The organism is Microcoleus sp. LAD1_D5, from assembly GCF_036702115.1.
GTDB lineage: Bacteria > Cyanobacteriota > Cyanobacteriia > Cyanobacteriales > Microcoleaceae > Microcoleus.
Window position 1 is genome coordinate 1 of the sequence record NZ_JAUBSA010000094.1, and the last position, 17,656, is coordinate 17,656.

Genomic DNA, 17,656 nt, shown 5'->3' on the forward strand with positions numbered 1-17,656 from the left:
TTTGGTTTGTAAGGCAATTATCTATGTATATCTTGCCTTACAGATTTTTTTTTGCTCACTTTTTCAGTGCCATTGGATTATAGTCGTCACCACGAGGGTTTGTAGTTCCTCGACTTCAGGTGCCCTTGATACTGACTCTTACGTAAGAAACTTGGAGGGTTTCTTGATATTTACTAGCTGACGCTTTACTGTGCCTGCTGAAGTTTGAGAGCGAGTCTGTTTAAACTTACATCTTGCACCATTCTCGCTTAACAGGCTTTCCGGCCTGTTCCACAAAGAATTAATTTCTTGTGGGGAGTAGGGGTTGGGCAGGAGAGCCCGCCCATAAAAGTCTTATTGAGAATGGTGCAACATCTCAATTTAAAGATACAAGGGGGGTTTAGCCACCAAAATAGACAACCCGCACAAAACCTCCGAACAAAACCAGCCCCCTCAAATCAGAAACCAAATATTTGCGCCAATTCTGATTTAATTATATTGCTATAGCAACCGCGTTTGATATTTATGAGGTTTTCAATGGCTGAAACTAATTCGGTAGATTCCTGCGGAAGGGGAGCCTATTAATGATAGGAAAAATCTTGTTTTGGTAGGCGATCGGGATAATTGCACGCACAAGTAGAGGAAAAGCCCAACTAATCTACTCCCTGCTTCCTTCTTTCCGAAATAACTAAAGTCTTCTATCTTCGAGAGCTAAAGCTTTCTTCCTTATGCTATATAATGACCAAAGCGTTGAATATTTTTGCAGTGACAAAAACTACTAACAAAAAAGACGGCAAATCCTCTAAATATCCCTTTGACGGTCTATCTTTAGACGATCGCAATCCCGACTTCATTAAGCTTCTGTTGCCAATCTGGGAATGGCTGTACCGCTACTATTTTCGCGTAGAAAGCGACGGCTGGCATCACGTCCCCGCGAGCGGAAAAATGCTCGTTGTCGGTTCTCACAACGGGGGAATAGCCGCTCCCGATATGTTTATGTTCCTATACGAATGGTTCCGCAGGTACGGAACCGAACGCTTGGCCTACGGATTGATGCACCCCACGGTTTGGGAAGTTTCTCCTGATATTGCTAGCATGGCGGTTCAGTGTGGTGCCCTCAAGGCACATCCGAAAATGGCGATCGCAGCTTTGCGTAAAAATGCCCCAGTTCTCGTCTATCCGGGCGGCGCCCAAGATGTTTTTCGCCCCCATCATTTGCGCCATCAAATATACTTTGCGGGGCGCAAGGGATTTATTAAATTAGCATTGCGAGAAGAAGTGCCAATTGTACCAATTATCTCGCACGGTGCCCACGATACTTTGATAGTTTTGGCAGATTTGTACGAAGAAGCAAAGAAATTGCATGAATTGGGGATGCCGTGGCTATTTGGCATCGATCCAGTGGTATTGCCGGTGTATTTGGGATTGCCTTGGGGATTGAGTATTGGGCCTTTGCCAAACCTGCCTTTACCCGTGCAAATTCGGACTCGCGTGTGCGAACCGATTGTATTTGAGAAGTACGGTTCGGAGGCGGCGCGCGATCGCGATTATGTTGATGCTTGTTTCGATCGAGTTACCGCCCAAATGCAAAAACAATTAGATTGTTTGGTGGGCAATTGAGAATTGCACAAGTCTATATTATTCTAGGCAGCAGAAATTGATTGTTTTTACGACAATATAGCGTGAAGCGCGAGGGATATGAGTAAAAAAACAGGTTTCTTGAGTCCTGTGGGTAAGTCGTGACTACAAACATTTTTTGAAATCAATCCATTAGGTTTATTTCAAAAGCCTAAAATTGCGGTAGTAAATCGGATTTCACCCATCTTAATTACGTGAAATACCCGAAAACCGCAGTCGCCAAAGTGATCCTTTTTATCATGCAGGTTGTAGCGGACATCATATCAGGTTAAATCAACGCAGATGAATAGGATTTCATCTGCCTTTATCTTCCTTACTCGGCGGGGAAAAAATAGAATTGGCAAAACTAACCGGATTCTGTATAAACTCTCGAGCTTAATTCTCCTTTCTGCCGAACGGTGACTAATTGCCCGATCGCCTTCAGCGCAATACTGGGAGAAAAAAGTATAGCCGGCGACTCAATCATGTGCAGAACTTCCAAAAATGCTTGACAAACTTTAGCATCTCCGACCAGCACTTTTAACACTAGATCCATGTAATCAATAATCAGCCGCGTGCCCAAATTTGGTTTCGCACCTGTACTTCCCCGATAGCGGGAATCCTGACTGATGGCAAACGTCCAAGGGATAGTATGTAATTTTGCTAGTTTTTGTTGAAATTGTCGAGAGAAACCTTTTAAATCGCCTTCGGGATACCGCTCTCTTTGCTTTTGCAAACATTCATCTAGCATCTGAGCATCCAGTGCAGCAACGGTCATTCCCTGGCCATAAACCGGGTTGAAAGCGCAAACTGCATGACCGATAATTATTAAGTTTTCAGGGTAACGACGGAGGCGATCGTAGTGGCGTAAACGGTTTTCTGTACCTCGATAACTATAAACAGGTGTGAGGGCTTCTGCGTCTTTAATCGCATGATAAATTGTCGGGGTTGGCAGACTGCGTGCAAATTCTAGAAAACCTGCTTCGTCTGTGGGAGGATAATCCCGATCGCCCCCGGCGACAGTCACCAGCCAGCGATTGCCTTCGATCGGAAAAATTGCACCGCCACGGGTGCGAAATGGCGGTGCTGTTGACACAAAGACTGGCGCTGTGTCTGACAATTTACCCCTGCATTCATAGATGCGGGTGGCATAGCCGACACAAGCATTGATAACGGTTTCTTGCGGAGGTTCATAGCCCAAACTTTTCAACCATTGAGGTGTTTTGGAAACTTTGCCACCAGCATCGACTACTAAATCTGCATACAAATTCTCTGCATGGATGTTAGCCTGGTTGTGGCGATCGCGAAAACGCACCGATACGCCAGCAACCTCCGCACGCGAGGCATTCGTCAGCAACCCCGTTACTGTGCCTCCTTCGAGGAAATGCACGTTCGTATTTTCAGCCAAGCGGCGGCGAATGTGCCAATCCAGTAAATCCCGACTGAACATAATTAAATCATTTAGATCCGGGCTAAATTGCGGAGCCCAACCCGCCGGACTAAACCACCCGATCGACCTTGGATCTAAAGTAGGAGCACCAGCAGCTATCAGTTCGTTTTCCCAGCCGGGAAAAAACTGTTCTAGGATGATTTTCCCCCGATTTAAAAGGATGTGAAGGTGACGAGATTGAGGAATACCGGGGCGAGGTACGGGTTGTTCAGGAAAAAAATCTCGTTCAACAATACTAACTCGGTCGAAGTGTTTTGCTAATACTCTAGAGGCCAACAGTCCTGCTAAACTGCTGCCAATAATAATTGCATGACTTTCTCGCTGCACGATCGAATTCCTTGAAAGCTAATTTGCTATGGCATTGGTAGATAAATTGTTAACAATTTGTCTGGGCTTCTGTGCTGACTCTTTATATCCCTCTACCCAAGATTTTCCTCTGCGATTATTTTAATCCGACTTACCATTACTATCATCTATATCGGGTGCGCCCCAGCGCGCTTTACTCATAACTGAGAACTAACAACTTCACAACTGCCAACTTACTTAGCACAAACAGCCCTAAATAGACAGCCTACCGCAGACATATTTCTACACTTCCAACTGTAGGGGGATGTTTTAGCTCGACAATAAGGCGATGATTGCCATTGGGGGCATGAGTCTAAAACTATATACTGGTAAACTCGCGCCAATGAGCGCGCGCACCCACTCCTTAACGAGGAATATACTATGTATCAAAATTTGCCAATAAATCCACAACTGTATAACATCGGGTTCTGGCTGGCCCAAGTGCCAGTAGAGCAGACTACTACAAACACAGCAGAAGACGCAGCACTCCTCTATTCCGGGCCGCAATTTTTTATCGCCTTGATAGCTGGAGTCGTACTCGCCTGCGCTTTCCAACTCTTGCTAACAAATTTATCAGTAGCCGCGGGCCTTTCCTACATGGGACAATCCCATGACGACGACAGCCACCACTCGGATAGTGGCAGCCCCCCAGTCCGCCATATCGGCCGAAAGGTAGGTACTTGGACGCTAATCACCGTCACCATCGCTTTATTCTTCGCTTGCTTGCTAGCAGTTAAGCTGAGCTTGATTAGCAGTCCCGGTTTAGGTGCGATTGTCGGTTTAGTCGTGTGGGCAACCTATTTCTCAATGCTTGTCTGGGTGAGTTCCACTACCGTCGGTTCCCTGATCGGTTCCGTCGTCAACACCGCCACATCAGGTTTCCAAGCCATTGTCGGCACCGCAGCCTCGGCTATTGGCGCAAAGGCAGCCAGCAACCAAGTCGTCGCCACAGCGAAAGCAGCAGCAGCAGCAGTGGGCCATGAACTGGGTAGCGCGATCGACCCCACCAGCTTGCGCGAAAACGTCGAAGACTACATCCAAAGCCTCAAACCGCCAGAATTAGACATCAAAGGGATGCGTAGCGAGTTTGAAAAATTGCTTAATGATCCGCAACTAAAAACCATTGCAGCCGAAAATTTGCCGAATCTCGATCGGCAAACTCTCGTAGATTTAGTAAGTTCGCGATCGGACTTATCAAAACGCGACGTAAACCGGATTGTAGACCAACTTCAAGATGCTTGGAAACAAGTAGGAAAACAAGGGCAGCAATCAGACGGCATAGCCCAATTAGTAGACTATCTCAAATCTGCAAAATCGGGAGATTTGGTCTCAGATACATTGGCAAGTAGGGTAGAAAAAGCCCTTAGCAATCTGGGCGGTGGTCAAAATTCGGGACAAAGCCCGACCATGATGAACCAAGCAACGACAATGGCAGTCAATGCTTTAATGGGAATAGTATTGGGTCGCACGGATATGTCCGACTTCGATGTTGAAAAAGTAGTCGGTCAGCTTAAAGCAGCTAAAGACAAAGTTAGCCAGCAAACTGATAAAGTTACCGCTCAAGTTAAAGGCGAACCCGTAACTTACAGCCCAATTCGTGCCGACGTAGAAAACTACCTACTCAACACTTATTCGTGGCAGATGAATCCGCAAGCGATCGAGCGCGAATTTCGTGACGTGCTCTACGATCCTACAGCCGATCCAGGAACAGTGCGCCGCGAATTAGAAAAACTCAAACAGGCAAATTTTGAGGAAACTCTGGCCAGTCGAGGCGTTTTTACCCAAGACAAAATTAAAGAAATTGCCCAGGAATTAGAAGCAATTAGACAGCGCGTTTTACAAACCGTAATCTTTGCTGAGGAGCAAGAAAAAGCTCGCGATTTGCAGTGGCGACTGGAAACTTATTTGAAGCTGACGCCGAAAGAGGAACTGACTGCAGCCGGTATCGGGAGCGATTTCAAAAAAATCTTAGAGGATTCCGACGCTAGTTACGAACAGTTGCGCGATCGGCTTTCTCCTTACACCCGCGACAGTTTTGTGCAAATTCTCAGAGGTCGCGAAAACTTCGGATTTCAGGAAGTAGAACAGATTGTTCAAGAGTTAGAAAAGACACGAGATGTAGTTTTAGCAGATTCTAAAGGTCTGCAAGAAGCAGCGCAAGTTCGACTAGACAACCAGTGGCAAAGAGTGCAAGAATACTTGAAGTCTACGGGCAAAGAAGAACTTAATCCCGAAGGCATCAAGCGCGATTTGAAAACGCTGCTGGACAACCCGGAAGCGGGAATGTGGGCGCTGAGAGCTAGAGCTTCTAAGTTCGATCGCCAAACTTTGGTAAAATTGCTATCTCAGCGGAAAGACCTCAGCGAAGACCAAGTAAATCAGCTTCTCGACAGCACCGAAGAAAATTGGCACAGCGCGCTGCATGCGCCGCAAAAGTTGGCCGAAAAAGCTAAGGATCAGTACGACAATACCACTACCGCCCTTGCAGATTACCTGCGTAATACTGGCAAATCAGAACTCAATCCTGAAGGGATTCAGCGGGATTTGACAAAACTGCTGCAAAATCCCAAAGAAGGAGCTTTAGCGCTGCGGGGCCGCCTGTCTCAAGTCGATCGCGATACTTTGGTAAAACTGCTTTCTCAGAGACAAGATTTGAGCGAGGAACAAGTCAATCAAATTATCAACCAAGTGCAGGAAACCCTGGGATCGATTGTGAAAGCGCCGCGCCGTTTGGCAAAGCGGATGCAAAGCCAAGTGCACGATTTTCAGAGCGTTTTAGAAGATTATTTGCGTAATACAGGCAAGGATGAATTAAATCCCGAAGCCATCAAGCGCGACTTGCAACTGCTGCTGCATGACCCGAAAGTCGGCGCTTACAGTTTGGGCGAGCGCTTGTCACACCTCGATCGAGCTACAGTTGTTTCTCTGCTGTCTCAGCGGCCGGATATTTCTGAAGCAGAAGCCAATCGTATTGTCGATGGAATTTTGTCGGTGCGCGACGAGTTCGCAATGCAAATTCAGAAAATACAGGAGGGTATTCAGTCGGTAATTGACGGGGTTCTCGGAAAAATTCGGGATTACCTCAATTCGCTCGATCGCCCTGAACTCAACTACGAAGGAATCACGCGGGACGTGCGGAAGTTATTTGACGATCCGCAAGCCGGATTTGATGCTTTGCGCGATCGGCTGGGTCATTTCAACCGCGATACTTTAGTAGCACTAATGAGTTCTCGCGAGGACATTTCCGAAGCAGATGCTAACCGCTTGATCGACCAAATTGAAAGAAGCCGGAACAGCGTCTTGCAAAGAGCAGAACGCTTGCAGCAAGAGGCGCAGCTTCGCCTCGAAAGCATCAAATTACAAGCAGAAAAACAAGCCGAAGAAACCCGGAAAGCAGCAGAAGTTGCCTCTTGGTGGCTGTTTTTCACCGCTCTTACTTCGGCGGCAGCAGCAGCCGGCGCCGGTGCTTTAGCCGTCATCCGATAAACAAGACTCAAGTTGCGATCGGATTGCATATAGTGCCTGATGTGAGTTTCTACTGACATCAGGCACTAATGTTAGTAAAGGATTTGAGCGGGGAGTGGGAACGGGTTTTTATTAATTTGTTGGTACTGTTGAATAATGTTATGGTAAACCAGTTACTACCCGTTTTTTGAGGCTGGTGCCAACGGTGAATTTATACATTTTAATTAGCAGTTTTGATTAATTTAAAATAGAAAAGTGAAAAGCCGATTTTATTGATTGTTGTATATTTTATTTGCAGATGTAATAAATAAAAAGTCGCCGGATATTCATTGCCTCTCCTATCACAAGTTTTGAACGGGGTTCAGGCTTGCAGGCTGGATTTGCTTTTCGGCAGATTCTACAACTGTTGCAAGGATTACTGAAGAATGACAAAAATCAAAACAGTTATTGGAGTGAAAACCTTTTGGCAAAGCAAACTTCGCGCGCCAGTTCCCTCTCTCCTCAATATTTTTTAGGTACAATAATAGTGAGGGTTCTCCACCCAGCACGCCTGTTATATCAACCGCCCGCCTCCCTGGCTGCGTCAGTATCAAACGCAAACTGTTTTGAGTTCGATCGGCGGTTTATTTTGAAGATGCCGATCGTCAGATTATAAATTGTAGGTCATAGGTTGTGCATAATAGGGAACTAAAGCTGTGAAAATACTACACTGACTGTGGGGGGCAACATACCGGATACCTTGGAAATACCAAGGGCTTTGCCCACTCACCCCAGAACAGTCCAAACACGCAGGCCCTGCGATCGCCAATGCTAAACAACCTACGTCTCAAACCTCTCCTGGCTAGTTGCCTAGTAGCACCGTGAGGAGGGCGACGCCATGCAACTCCGAAAAAAAACACTATTAATCATCGGTGCAGCGCTGATCAGCCTGATTGTGGTTCTCTATGCCACTGCATCAACTATTTTGCTGCATGATTTTCACAACCTGGAGGCACAGTACGTCCGCCAGGATGTCGCACGGGCTTTGGACGCCTTAGATGATGACTTGTCGAATTTAGACACCAGCGCCCAAGATTACGCCGAGTGGGACGATACTTACTCTTTCGTCGAAACACGAAACGAAAATTTTGTCAAGTCAAATTTCGTGGATTCGACATTTATTTACTTGAGACTAAACTTATTGGTGTTGCTTGACTCCAACGGTAAGACGATTTTCAGTAAAGGTTTCGACCTGAAATCCAAAACCGAAATCCCGATTCCCGAAAGCTTAAAACAGCAATTGACCGAGGCACTAATAGACTCATCGACAGTCCCTGGCGATCGCTCCGGCCCCAACAAAACAGGCGTCCTCACCCTGCCAGAAGCCAGACTGCTGATTGCCGCCAAGCCCATCTTCAACAGCAACGCCCAAGGCCCGTCGCGGGGGACACTGATCTTGGGACGCTACCTCGACAGCAGCGAAATCGGTTTGCTTTCAGAACTGACTCACCTGTCAGTGGATTTTAGATTGCCGAGTTTAGATTTTAAAGTTGGAGCCGCGAACTACTCCGGGCACAGCGCCAAGGCGCTGGCTCGATCGAGGCAGGAGTTGGAAAATGTCAAACTCAAAATTTCCAACCTCAAATCAGTAGAAATTTTAGTCGAGCCACTCAGCGACAGCTTAGTCGCAGGATACGCCCTGATTCGCGACATCCACGGCAACCTAGCGCTGCTGCTGCGAGTAGAGACAGATCGCATCATCTACGGCCAAGGTCAGGCTACCTTGGAGCTGTTTACCTTATCAATACTGGCAGTAGGTTTAATATTTAGCGCGATCACCCTGCTGTTGCTAGAAAAATTAGTCTTAGCGAGATTGGCTTCCTTGAGCACCAGCGTCAGCAACATCGCAGCTAGCGGCGACCCAGACTTGCGCGTTCATATGGCCGGAGCAGATGAACTCGCAAGCTTGGCCGACGGCATCAACCGAATGCTAGAAGCATTGGGAAATTCTCAAGTCGAACGTAATGAAAGCGAAGACCGCTATCGGTTGATGGCCGAAAACTCAACCGACATGATCACCAGACACGACCCCAAAGGCGTGTTTATTTACGTCTCGCCCGCCAGCCGGGCTTTGCTGGGATACGAACCTTCGGAACTCATCGGCCACGTCCCCAACGATTATTTTCACCCCGACGATTTAGAAACCATTGCCAAAGCTCACTGGAAAGTCCTGGCCCTTCCGGTGACTTACACCGTCAGCTACCGCATACGGCGCAAAGACGGCAAATACATTTGGTTTGAAACCACCGGCCGCACGATCAGCGATCCCCAAACCGGCGAAGTGCAAGAAATTATCGGCATTTCCCGCGACATCAGCGTGCGGAAGCAAACAGAACAAGAACTGCGAGAAAGCGAAGCTGCAATCAAAGCTTTGTACCAAGTGACTTCGGCTCCCCGTACAGACCCGCTCAACCACCTCTCTACCTTTGATTTGCGCCTCCAAGAACTGCTGGCAATGGGATGTCGGCATTTAGGCCTGTCCGTGGGAATTTTGTCCTGCATTCAAGGCGACAACTATCAAATAATGGCTGTGGAGTGTCCCGACGGGTCGATCGTCAAAGACCAAATTTATGATCTGGAAAAAACTTTCTGCGTCGCTACGGCAATGGCAAAAGAACCGATCTACTTTGAGTCGGTGAGATTTTCGGGTTTGTCCTTCAATAGGGACGATCAAGCTTTCCCAATCGAAGCTTACATGGGCATTCCCGTCACGGTGGGAGGGGAAGTTTACGGTACTCTGTGCTTCTTTTCTCCGACTTCTGTAACAGAACCGTTCCGAGTTGTAGACAGAGAGTTGGTGAAACTGATGGCTCAGTGGGTGGGAAGCGAACTCGAACGTCAGCAAACAGACGTAGATTTGGCAAAAGCTCGCGATCAAGCACTGGCGGCTACTAGAGCCAAAAGCGAATTTTTAGCCACCATGAGCCACGAAATTCGCACTCCGATGAATGGAGTCATCGGCATGACGGGTTTGCTACTGGATACCCCCTTAACTCGCGAACAGCGCGATTTTGTAGAAACTATCCGCAGCAGCGGCGATGCCTTGCTGACGCTGATCAACGATATTCTAGATTTCTCGAAAATAGAGTCGGGCAAATTGGACTTGGAGGAACATCCGTTTGACATCCGCACTTGTATTGAGGAATCTCTAGACTTGGTAGCTGCCAAGGTGGCAGAAAAACAACTGGAAGTGGGTTACTTGATTGATCGTGCAGTACCGGCAACGGCGATCGGCGATAGCACCCGCTTGAGGCAAATTTTAATCAACTTACTCAGTAATGCTGTTAAATTTACCGACGCTGGAGAAGTGGTGGTTTCGGTAACTGCAAAAAAGATTTCAGTGCCGGCGGCTAACGCTAAAGAACCGCCATTAATTGCTGGCGAACCCGTAGCAATTAACCCAGCATACGAAATACATTTTGCGGTCAAAGATACCGGTATCGGCATTCCGAGCGATCGCATGGATCGGCTATTTAAATCTTTCAGCCAGGTTGATTCTTCAACGAGCCGGCAGTACGGCGGTACCGGACTGGGTTTGGCAATTAGCAAGCGTTTGGCCGAAATGATGGGTGGCCGGATGTGGGTGGAAAGTATGGGTAGTGTGGCGGGCAATCCTCCAGCAGAGTTTAGGTCATCGGCAGTTTTTGATTTGGGATGGGGAGAATCTTGCGAAATTGCCGAAAAATATAGCTATGGCAAATCTGTACTCAGCAACAAGCCGATCGGCCAAAATACGAAATCCGTTGGCTCTACTTTTTATTTTAGTACGATCGTTTCTGGCTGCAACAGTTCCTTACCAGTTAACTTGAGCAATTCTCAACCTGAATTAGCTGGCAAGCGAGTCTTAATTGTCGATGACAATGCTACCAACCGCAGAATTTTGACTCTCCAAGCTCAGTCTTGGGGAATGGTGGCTAGGGCTTCAGCTTCGGGTCGTTTGGCTTTAGATTGGCTGGCTGCTAAAGAGGTGTTTGATTTGGCAGTTTTGGATATGCAAATGCCGGAAATGGACGGGTTGGCTTTAGCGGCGCAAATTCGCCGATATCCTGATTGCGAAAGGTTGCCGTTAGTGATGCTAACTTCGATCGGCAGGCAAGAAATTAACCCCCCTGCTATGGAGATGGATTTTGCTGCTTTTTTGAATAAACCCATCAAACAATCTCAGCTTTACAATGTTTTAATCAATATTTTTGGAGAACAGACAACGGAATTTAGAGGGCAGCGCACCAGCGGGCCTTTCTTGCAAAGCATACCCGTGCTGGCGGAGAACTTACCCCTGCGGATTCTGTTGGCTGACGATCATTTGGTGAATCAGAAGGTGGCTTTGCAAATTTTGCAGCGGATGGGGTATCGCGCGGATGTGGCGGGAAACGGTATCGAAGTGCTCGAAGCTTTGCGCCGCCAGCCTTACGATGTGGTGCTGATGGATGTGCAAATGCCGGAAATGGACGGACTGGAAACTACCCGCCGCATCCGCGAGCAATTTTCAGGAGATTTAACTTTAGAAAATCCTAGGGGAGAACCAGAAGTTTCCGTAACTAATGAGCAATCTAATCACCAAGACTCGACCAAAAATCCCACGGGAAAATCAGAAGTTTTCGCAACTGATGAGCAATCTAATCATCGAAAATCGAAAATCGAAAATCGAAAATTGACTGATGAGGAATCTAACAATCGAAAATCGAAAATCGAAAATCGAAAATCGACGAGTCCTTGGATTGTGGCGATGACGGCAAATGCGATGCAGGGCGATCGCGAAGAGTGTATGGCTGCGGGGATGGACGACTATTTGAGCAAGCCGATCGCCATTGAGCAGTTGGTGCGAGCTTTGCTCGCGTGTAAATCTCGATCGAACTCGGCATTCGATCGTCTGCAGCCGATTGTTTGTTTGGATGCCCCGGCGGAACAGATCGAAGGAACGAGTGAATTACAAGTGCGATCAAATGTGGCTGTTGCGGGAAATCCACAACTGACAATTCCCAATTCGCCGACAGTCGTCGATTGGGGTGCATCAAATCTCGATCGGGCTTTGTCAGAGGGGCACGATTCCCTGAGTGCCAAGATTATAGAGGGACTGCGAGATGTGGAAGCTTTGGACGAGGCGATCGAGATTTACCTCGAAACAGCTCCCGAACTGCTGCGAGGCATCTCTATGGCGCTGTGCAACGCCGATCCGCTGGCTTTGCGGCGATCGGCTCACTCTTTAAAGTCGATTAGCGGTACTCTCGGTGCTTTTCGCTTGTTTGAGCTGTGCGAGGAACTCGAAATCATGGGCCGCATCGGAACAAATGCTAACCAGCCTTTACCCGATCCGGCCTGCGCGCTTTTAGAAGAGGTTGAGGCCGAGTATCAAAGAGTTGAAACGGCGTTGAAAATAGAAATGCAGTACAGCGAAACAATGACAAGTGATAATTAACTATTCTTCCTCTGCGTTCTCTGTGTCCTCTGCGGTTAAATCATTCCGGTGCCACCGCAATTGATATTATAAGCTGTATCTCGCGCCCAAATCTCTGGCTGCTTGTCGGTGTTTTTCTACCAAACTCGGCGGGGAAAGCACTTGGGCGCTATCCATATATCTGTTCACCCACAGACTAAATTCGTTGAGAGAGCGATCGGGCAAATCGATCTGATAATCCACATATAGCAGATTGCCAAAACTATCCCTTGGGCCTTCCTTAATCTTTTTTTGTCGCGGATGCCGCCGATCGCCCTCTAATATAAATCCCACTACTTTCTCAAAAAATCGCACTTTCACTTTTTGCAACTTCAGCGTACCTTCCAATTCAGCCTGCTGTTGCTCTGGCTTGCCCAAGAACAGCCCCCAGCCATTTTTTAACAACTTTTGAGCTATTTTCAAACTTTGTTCCTGTAGGGCTAAACCACGCCCATCTACATCGATAATTTCGCAGTAGTCACTAAAGCGATTCACCCGTTCTACGCTCAAATGCCCGTTGTCGCAAGATTCGCAAATCATGTACCAAGCGATATCGTGATAAATCAGTTGCAGAGGCCAGATTCGCCGGAAACCGACGTTGCTTTTGCCGTAATAATCGTTTTGGCGGTAAAGTTCGATCGCCTGGCCTCGAACAATTGCTGTTTCTACGATGTCTAGTTTGTGAAATAGGGTATTCCGATATTCTTGGCGATCGAGCATTTCTACAGGATCGGTGTAAATAATCGCACGATTTAGGTGTTCGCGAACGGGATAAAACAATTTACCTTTGAGTTCGATATCTAATCCGCGCAACAGTTTAGTGAGTTTTTCACAAATTTGGCGGGCTTGGGGATTTCCTTGATATTTGGCTTGAGATGCTATTGCTTGAAATGCGAATAGTAGTTCTTCGCGATTCATTGCGCCGGTACCGAGATAATATCCGAAGCGATACATTCGTTTGTCGAGGATTCCGTAGTGGCGCAAAGTTTCTAAGTCTTTGCGAATTGTGGGAGTTGCGGGATAGTTTTCGGGAAATTCGATGTTGAATTCGGCGGCAATTTTCTGTAATTGAGATTGAACTTCTAGCAAGGCATCGTGATATTTACTGTCGGATGTTTCGGTGTCGGAGTGTCCGATTCCGGGATGGTTTACTAATGTGGCGATGAGGAGCATTATGCGATCGAACGTTAGTTTGTCGGCGTAGGGGTGAGGGGTTGGTTTTTTTGCCATGAGGGATAGATGCGGGTAAGTTGCTGAAAAGTCAAGTAAAAGACAATATTGACATAAAAATTTATAAATGTCTGAAAGCCTTTATTTGGATACCTTTAGGTTTTGAAAAAAGTTTGATAAATATTGTGAATCTGAAGACAGGAAGCTGGCTCGGCTGGTATATTGAGTTGAGTAGAACTTAAGCAGTTAGCTACTTGGGACACTACCAGCAGCATTCAGGTGGGCATTGCCCGCCTTAAAATTGAATTTATGTCTGCATACACTGCGATCGCCTTTGCCCCCGTTCAAGGCTTTATCGAGAAATCCCGCAAACTCCGAGATTTATTTGGGGCTTCACTGATTCTGTCTTATCTGAGTTACAAGCTAGTAAAGCAAGCCGAAAAATCAGGTTTAAATGTCATTTCTCCCGGTTCCCCGAACATCCAGAAAGGAATGCCCAATCGGATACTTCTGAAAGGGAAAGGGAAATTTTCCAGGAATGACGTGACAAATACCCTTCAGAAGTCATGGCAAGAAATATTAAATGAATGTCGAGTTTGGATAGAACGAGAAGTACCTCCTAAAGAAGAATACTTTTGGCAGCTAGAGTGGATGCGATGGGGTTTATACACTTGGGAGATATTTTGGGGACACGGAGATTCGATAGAATCTGCGATGAAGAATCTAGAAACTCGCAAATTGCGTCGCGATTGGACGGCGATTAACTGGATTGGCGACAGTTCGAGTTTGACTGGCACAGATGCGATCGCCTGGCCGCGTTTAGGTTTAGAACATCGAGAACCAGGGCGGCAGCTATCCGATACAGAAAAAGCTGAACTTAAGGATTTCTATCAACGTCTTTCCTGTGTCTTAGAAAATCTTCCCCCAGATGGCGAACCCGAAGGAAAATTTCTTGCACCTAATGAAAGATTGAGCATTCCTGAGTTAGTCAAGCGGTTAGTCACCCGCGAAGATATTGCTAAGAGTCTCGACATGGAAACTCTGCAAAATAAGGGAAATGAAACAGGATTTAGCGATTTGATTAGGATGCCGAAAGAGGGAGTGGGACAGTGGACTGGTTGGTTTATGGGAGATGGCGACAGAGTTGGCAAAAAACTTCAGGAACTTGCTCAAAAAGAAGGAGATGAAGGTCTAAAAAAGTTCAGCGAGGCCATGCGGAAGTGGGGAAAGGACTTTATGGAAAATTTCCCTGAAGATAAAGGGCGAGTTGTTTATGCAGGTGGCGATGATTTCTTGGGAATAATTTACAGCAGCAAACCCGAAAAGCCACCAGAACCTATAGAGGCATTAGAATGGTTAATGGGATTGTCCGATGAATGGAAAAAGCACGGACAGGATATTAACCTAAGTGTTGGTTTTGTTTGGGCTGGTCATAGGGTGCCGCAGCGGGATATTCTTCAACACTGTCGAGAAGCCGAAAAACGGGCGAAAAGTTTGGGGCGCGATCGCGTTACAATTCGAGTAGTTTTTAACAGCGGTCAATACGTGCAGTGGACTTGTCCTTGGGATTATTTGCACATTCTCAAACAATACAAAGACCGCGACGGCAAAAGCTGGGATCAAAAGCCAAACTGGAGTCATGTTTACAAAGATTTAGCTCATCTCACACATCGTCATGCTATTAGTTTTAATCCCCAGGAAAACAGCCCAGATGATGAATTAGCTTTAGCTCTTTTTCAACTTTACTTTCAAGACGAGAAGAACTTAGAAAAAAACTGGAAGCACATCGTCGGCGATTACCCAAATCCAGAACAATCCAAACAAATTATTTACTGGATTAGTGACCTAATAAATGTGGGATGGCAGCTATGTTCAAATATCTCATCACTATAAGTCCTTTAGGATTTATGTACGGGAGTTCTGGCGGATTTTTATCGCCCGAAAATCTAGTCGGACGTTCTGGGGCAAAATTCCCTCCAGAAGCAGCTACTCTCTCTGGTCTATTTTTCAGCACCAACAAAGTTAAGTCCTATATTTCTCCAAAAGAGCTTAGTGATAATTTGTTTGTCGCTGGTCCATTCTGGGCAAAATCAGACGATCCTGAATACTTTTACGTCCCCATTCCTTGGCACAAGATTATTTCTAAAAAAGGCGTGGATGAATGGAAAATGAAATCGGGGAAATGGCATCGCGAATCCGAAGATTTAGATCCTGAGTATAGCTGGCAAACCGTTAATTCTTGGGTAAATAAGACGGCTGCTATTAAGAAAAATGGCGATGTTGCCGAGAATCCTTGGAAATACGTCCCTATCTTGCACCCCAAAACAAAAGATGACGAACGCTGTACTTTAGCAGAAGATGGTTTGTTTTTGGAAAATTCCGTGCAGATGGATGATGAATGTTGTCTGGTTTATCTGTCCACTCATCCTTTAGCAGATGGTTGGTATCGCTTTGGTGGCGAAAATCATTTAGTAGAAATCAAGAGTGTTCTACTGGATGATGACAGTCCCATTGTCAAACTTTTACGCCAACCAATTCAGCGCTCCTTTGCTTTGATAACACCGGGAGTTTGGGGCTCTAACAAGTTTTCATACCGCTATCCCAAAAATGAAGATTTTTCCCAAAAACGACCGGAGATGCTCACGGATAAACCCATTTCCTATCGCTACCGCGCCAAAGGAAAAATGGGACGGGGACGCTATGCAGTTCCTCCCGGAACTGTCTATCTTCTTAGAGAACCTTTAGATAAAACTTGGTGGGAATTTCCCGAAAATTGGTTTCCCAAAGAAGGTTTTAGCCTGAAACAAGTTGGATGCGGTTTGTGTTTGCCAATTGAAATTCAAGGAGTTGAATAATGTACAAAAAAGCTTACGGTATTATTGAAACCCTTGCTCCTGTTCATGTGGGAGCAACGGCTGGTGAAGAAAGCGGCAACTTAAACTTAATTTTCCGCGACCAGTTTACTCAAACTGGCATTATTCCCGGTAGTTCGATTCGGGGAAGATTGCGATCGGAAATCCGCCGTAGTCTGGGAGAAGCTGAAGCTAATAAATGGTACGGTCAGGAAGCAGAATCTGGGAAACCAGACAGTACCACTGAGTCTGTAGTTAAGTTTGAATATGCTTCGCTGCTGTGGTTGCCAGTATTTTGTCCCGGTCAACCAATTGTTTGGGTAACTTGTCCTCGTTTGCTGAAACGCTATCAGCGAATTGCTGGAGATTATGTCAAGCTCAAAGATGGTACATCTCTCAAATCAGCTAAACCTCCAGCTAATTATACAGGTTCTCAAACCTTAAAAGCTTTGGACATAAATGGCAAACCAAAGCTATTTTTTAACTTTGGGTTTTTAACTGTTGAGAAAACTCAGGATTTGTCGGCTTGGTTTCCTTTAGGAGAGGAATTGCCAGCCGTTGTTGTGGCTGATGATGAAATTGCCATGATTCACGATATGGCCTTATATCGTCAGAGTCGAGTTGCCTTAGACAAAGAGGAAAAAAAGGCGAAAAAAGGTGCTTTTTTTAATACGGAAGCTTTGCCAGAAGGCACAATTTTAGTATTTGCGATCGCCCTCAAAGAAAACCAAGAGACATGGCAACCTTTTGGCGCTTCTACTGGGACAGACATTTATCTCGGCGGTTTAGAATCAATTGGTTTCGGTCACTGCTATCTAACCTTAAAGGAGGTATAAATTATGGCTTGGGAATCTTACAAATTAGACCAAGAGGCTCACGATTTAGTTGTCAAATATCGTGACAAAAAAGACGCTCTCAATCAAGCCTACAAAATGCGCGTTGCAGTTGCTTACGGTTTAGAGCGATTTTGGGGAGAACAGTTTCGGTTAATCAAAGATCAAGATAAAGCTGATTATTGGCGGGATACTTGGAAGGCGCTAGTCAAAATTATGGCAAATGCGGGTGTTAAAATTCCCAATGATAATGTCAGTTCTGACGATACAGCAGCCATTAAAATTATGGCCAATAAATTGTGGGATTTTCCTGTAGAACAGCGTAAAGTAGCTATAGCTGTGCTGACTCAACTTTGTGACAGTATGGTGTGGTGGACTCAACGTTATAAGCCTACTAACAATACTCCGGACAGTTTTTAAAGAGGGATGCGACGCCTACGGCAAGCAACGCTTACGCAATAAATCACAGAAG

Annotated in this window: 9 protein-coding genes; 7 read left to right on the forward strand and 2 right to left on the reverse strand. The window is 46.2% G+C overall.

Annotation, left to right across the window (positions count from 1 at the left end):
- Positions 1-717 precede the first annotated feature (717 nt).
- Positions 718-1,599 (forward strand): lysophospholipid acyltransferase family protein, encoded by an 882-nt coding sequence (locus tag QUA70_RS25400; protein ID WP_333336351.1) that lies wholly within the window; start codon positions 718-720, stop codon positions 1,597-1,599.
- A 364-nt stretch (positions 1,600-1,963) separates the two neighbouring features.
- Here QUA70_RS25400 and QUA70_RS25405 read toward each other — a convergent pair whose 3' ends face one another.
- The gene (locus tag QUA70_RS25405) at positions 1,964-3,373 is read right to left on the reverse strand and encodes a 2-polyprenyl-6-methoxyphenol hydroxylase-like oxidoreductase (RefSeq protein WP_333350625.1); all 1,410 of its coding nucleotides are present in this window, start codon (positions 3,371-3,373) and stop codon (positions 1,964-1,966) included.
- 399 nt (positions 3,374-3,772) lie between these two features.
- Between QUA70_RS25405 and QUA70_RS25410 the strand changes: the two genes are divergently transcribed.
- On the forward strand, positions 3,773-6,877 hold the full coding sequence (locus tag QUA70_RS25410; protein ID WP_333350624.1) for an MFS transporter: 3,105 nt from the start codon (positions 3,773-3,775) through the stop codon (positions 6,875-6,877).
- Positions 6,878-7,733: 856 nt separating this feature from the next.
- Positions 7,734-12,311, forward strand: coding sequence for a response regulator (locus QUA70_RS25415; RefSeq protein WP_333350622.1), 4,578 nt, complete (start codon positions 7,734-7,736; stop codon positions 12,309-12,311).
- Between the two features lie 66 nt (positions 12,312-12,377).
- On the opposite strand, the gene QUA70_RS25420 is transcribed toward QUA70_RS25415, so the two are convergent.
- Positions 12,378-13,559 (reverse strand): WYL domain-containing protein, encoded by a 1,182-nt coding sequence (locus tag QUA70_RS25420; protein ID WP_333350621.1) that lies wholly within the window; start codon positions 13,557-13,559, stop codon positions 12,378-12,380.
- A 249-nt stretch (positions 13,560-13,808) separates the two neighbouring features.
- Between QUA70_RS25420 and QUA70_RS25425 the strand changes: the two genes are divergently transcribed.
- The 4 genes from QUA70_RS25425 to QUA70_RS25440 are packed head-to-tail and all read left to right on the forward strand — an operon-like array spanning position 13,809 to position 17,604.
- Positions 13,809-15,392 carry a Cas10/Cmr2 second palm domain-containing protein gene (locus QUA70_RS25425; protein WP_333350619.1) on the forward strand — a complete coding sequence of 528 codons (1,584 nt, stop codon included), beginning with the start codon at positions 13,809-13,811 and terminating at the stop codon, positions 15,390-15,392.
- Positions 15,368-16,354: a type III-B CRISPR module-associated Cmr3 family protein gene (locus tag QUA70_RS25430; protein ID WP_333350617.1), complete on the forward strand. Its 987-nt coding sequence runs from the start codon at positions 15,368-15,370 to the stop codon at positions 16,352-16,354. The genes QUA70_RS25425 and QUA70_RS25430 overlap by 25 nt, the downstream gene beginning before the upstream one ends.
- Positions 16,354-17,187, forward strand: a complete 834-nt coding sequence (cmr4, locus tag QUA70_RS25435; protein ID WP_333350615.1) for a type III-B CRISPR module RAMP protein Cmr4 — start codon at positions 16,354-16,356, stop codon at positions 17,185-17,187. The genes QUA70_RS25430 and cmr4 overlap by 1 nt, the downstream gene beginning before the upstream one ends.
- A 3-nt stretch (positions 17,188-17,190) precedes the next feature.
- Positions 17,191-17,604 carry a hypothetical protein gene (locus QUA70_RS25440; protein ID WP_333350613.1) on the forward strand — a complete coding sequence of 138 codons (414 nt, stop codon included), beginning with the start codon at positions 17,191-17,193 and terminating at the stop codon, positions 17,602-17,604.
- The last annotated feature ends 52 nt before the right edge of the window (positions 17,605-17,656 follow it).

What these genes read in the sequence shown, in the direction of transcription:
- QUA70_RS25440 (WP_333350613.1), top strand. Translation starts at nt 17,191, where the DNA reads ATGGCTTGGGAATCTTACAAATTAGACCAAGAGGCTCACGATTTAGTT.
- cmr4 (WP_333350615.1), top strand. Translation starts at nt 16,354, where the DNA reads ATGTACAAAAAAGCTTACGGTATTATTGAAACCCTTGCTCCTGTTCAT.
- QUA70_RS25430 (WP_333350617.1), top strand. Translation starts at nt 15,368, where the DNA reads ATGTTCAAATATCTCATCACTATAAGTCCTTTAGGATTTATGTACGGG.
- QUA70_RS25410 (WP_333350624.1), top strand. Translation starts at nt 3,773, where the DNA reads ATGTATCAAAATTTGCCAATAAATCCACAACTGTATAACATCGGGTTC.
- QUA70_RS25400 (WP_333336351.1), top strand. Translation starts at nt 718, where the DNA reads ATGACCAAAGCGTTGAATATTTTTGCAGTGACAAAAACTACTAACAAA.
- QUA70_RS25415 (WP_333350622.1), top strand. Translation starts at nt 7,734, where the DNA reads ATGCAACTCCGAAAAAAAACACTATTAATCATCGGTGCAGCGCTGATC.
- QUA70_RS25420 (WP_333350621.1), bottom strand. Translation starts at nt 13,559, where the DNA reads ATGGCAAAAAAACCAACCCCTCACCCCTACGCCGACAAACTAACGTTC.
- QUA70_RS25425 (WP_333350619.1), top strand. Translation starts at nt 13,809, where the DNA reads ATGTCTGCATACACTGCGATCGCCTTTGCCCCCGTTCAAGGCTTTATC.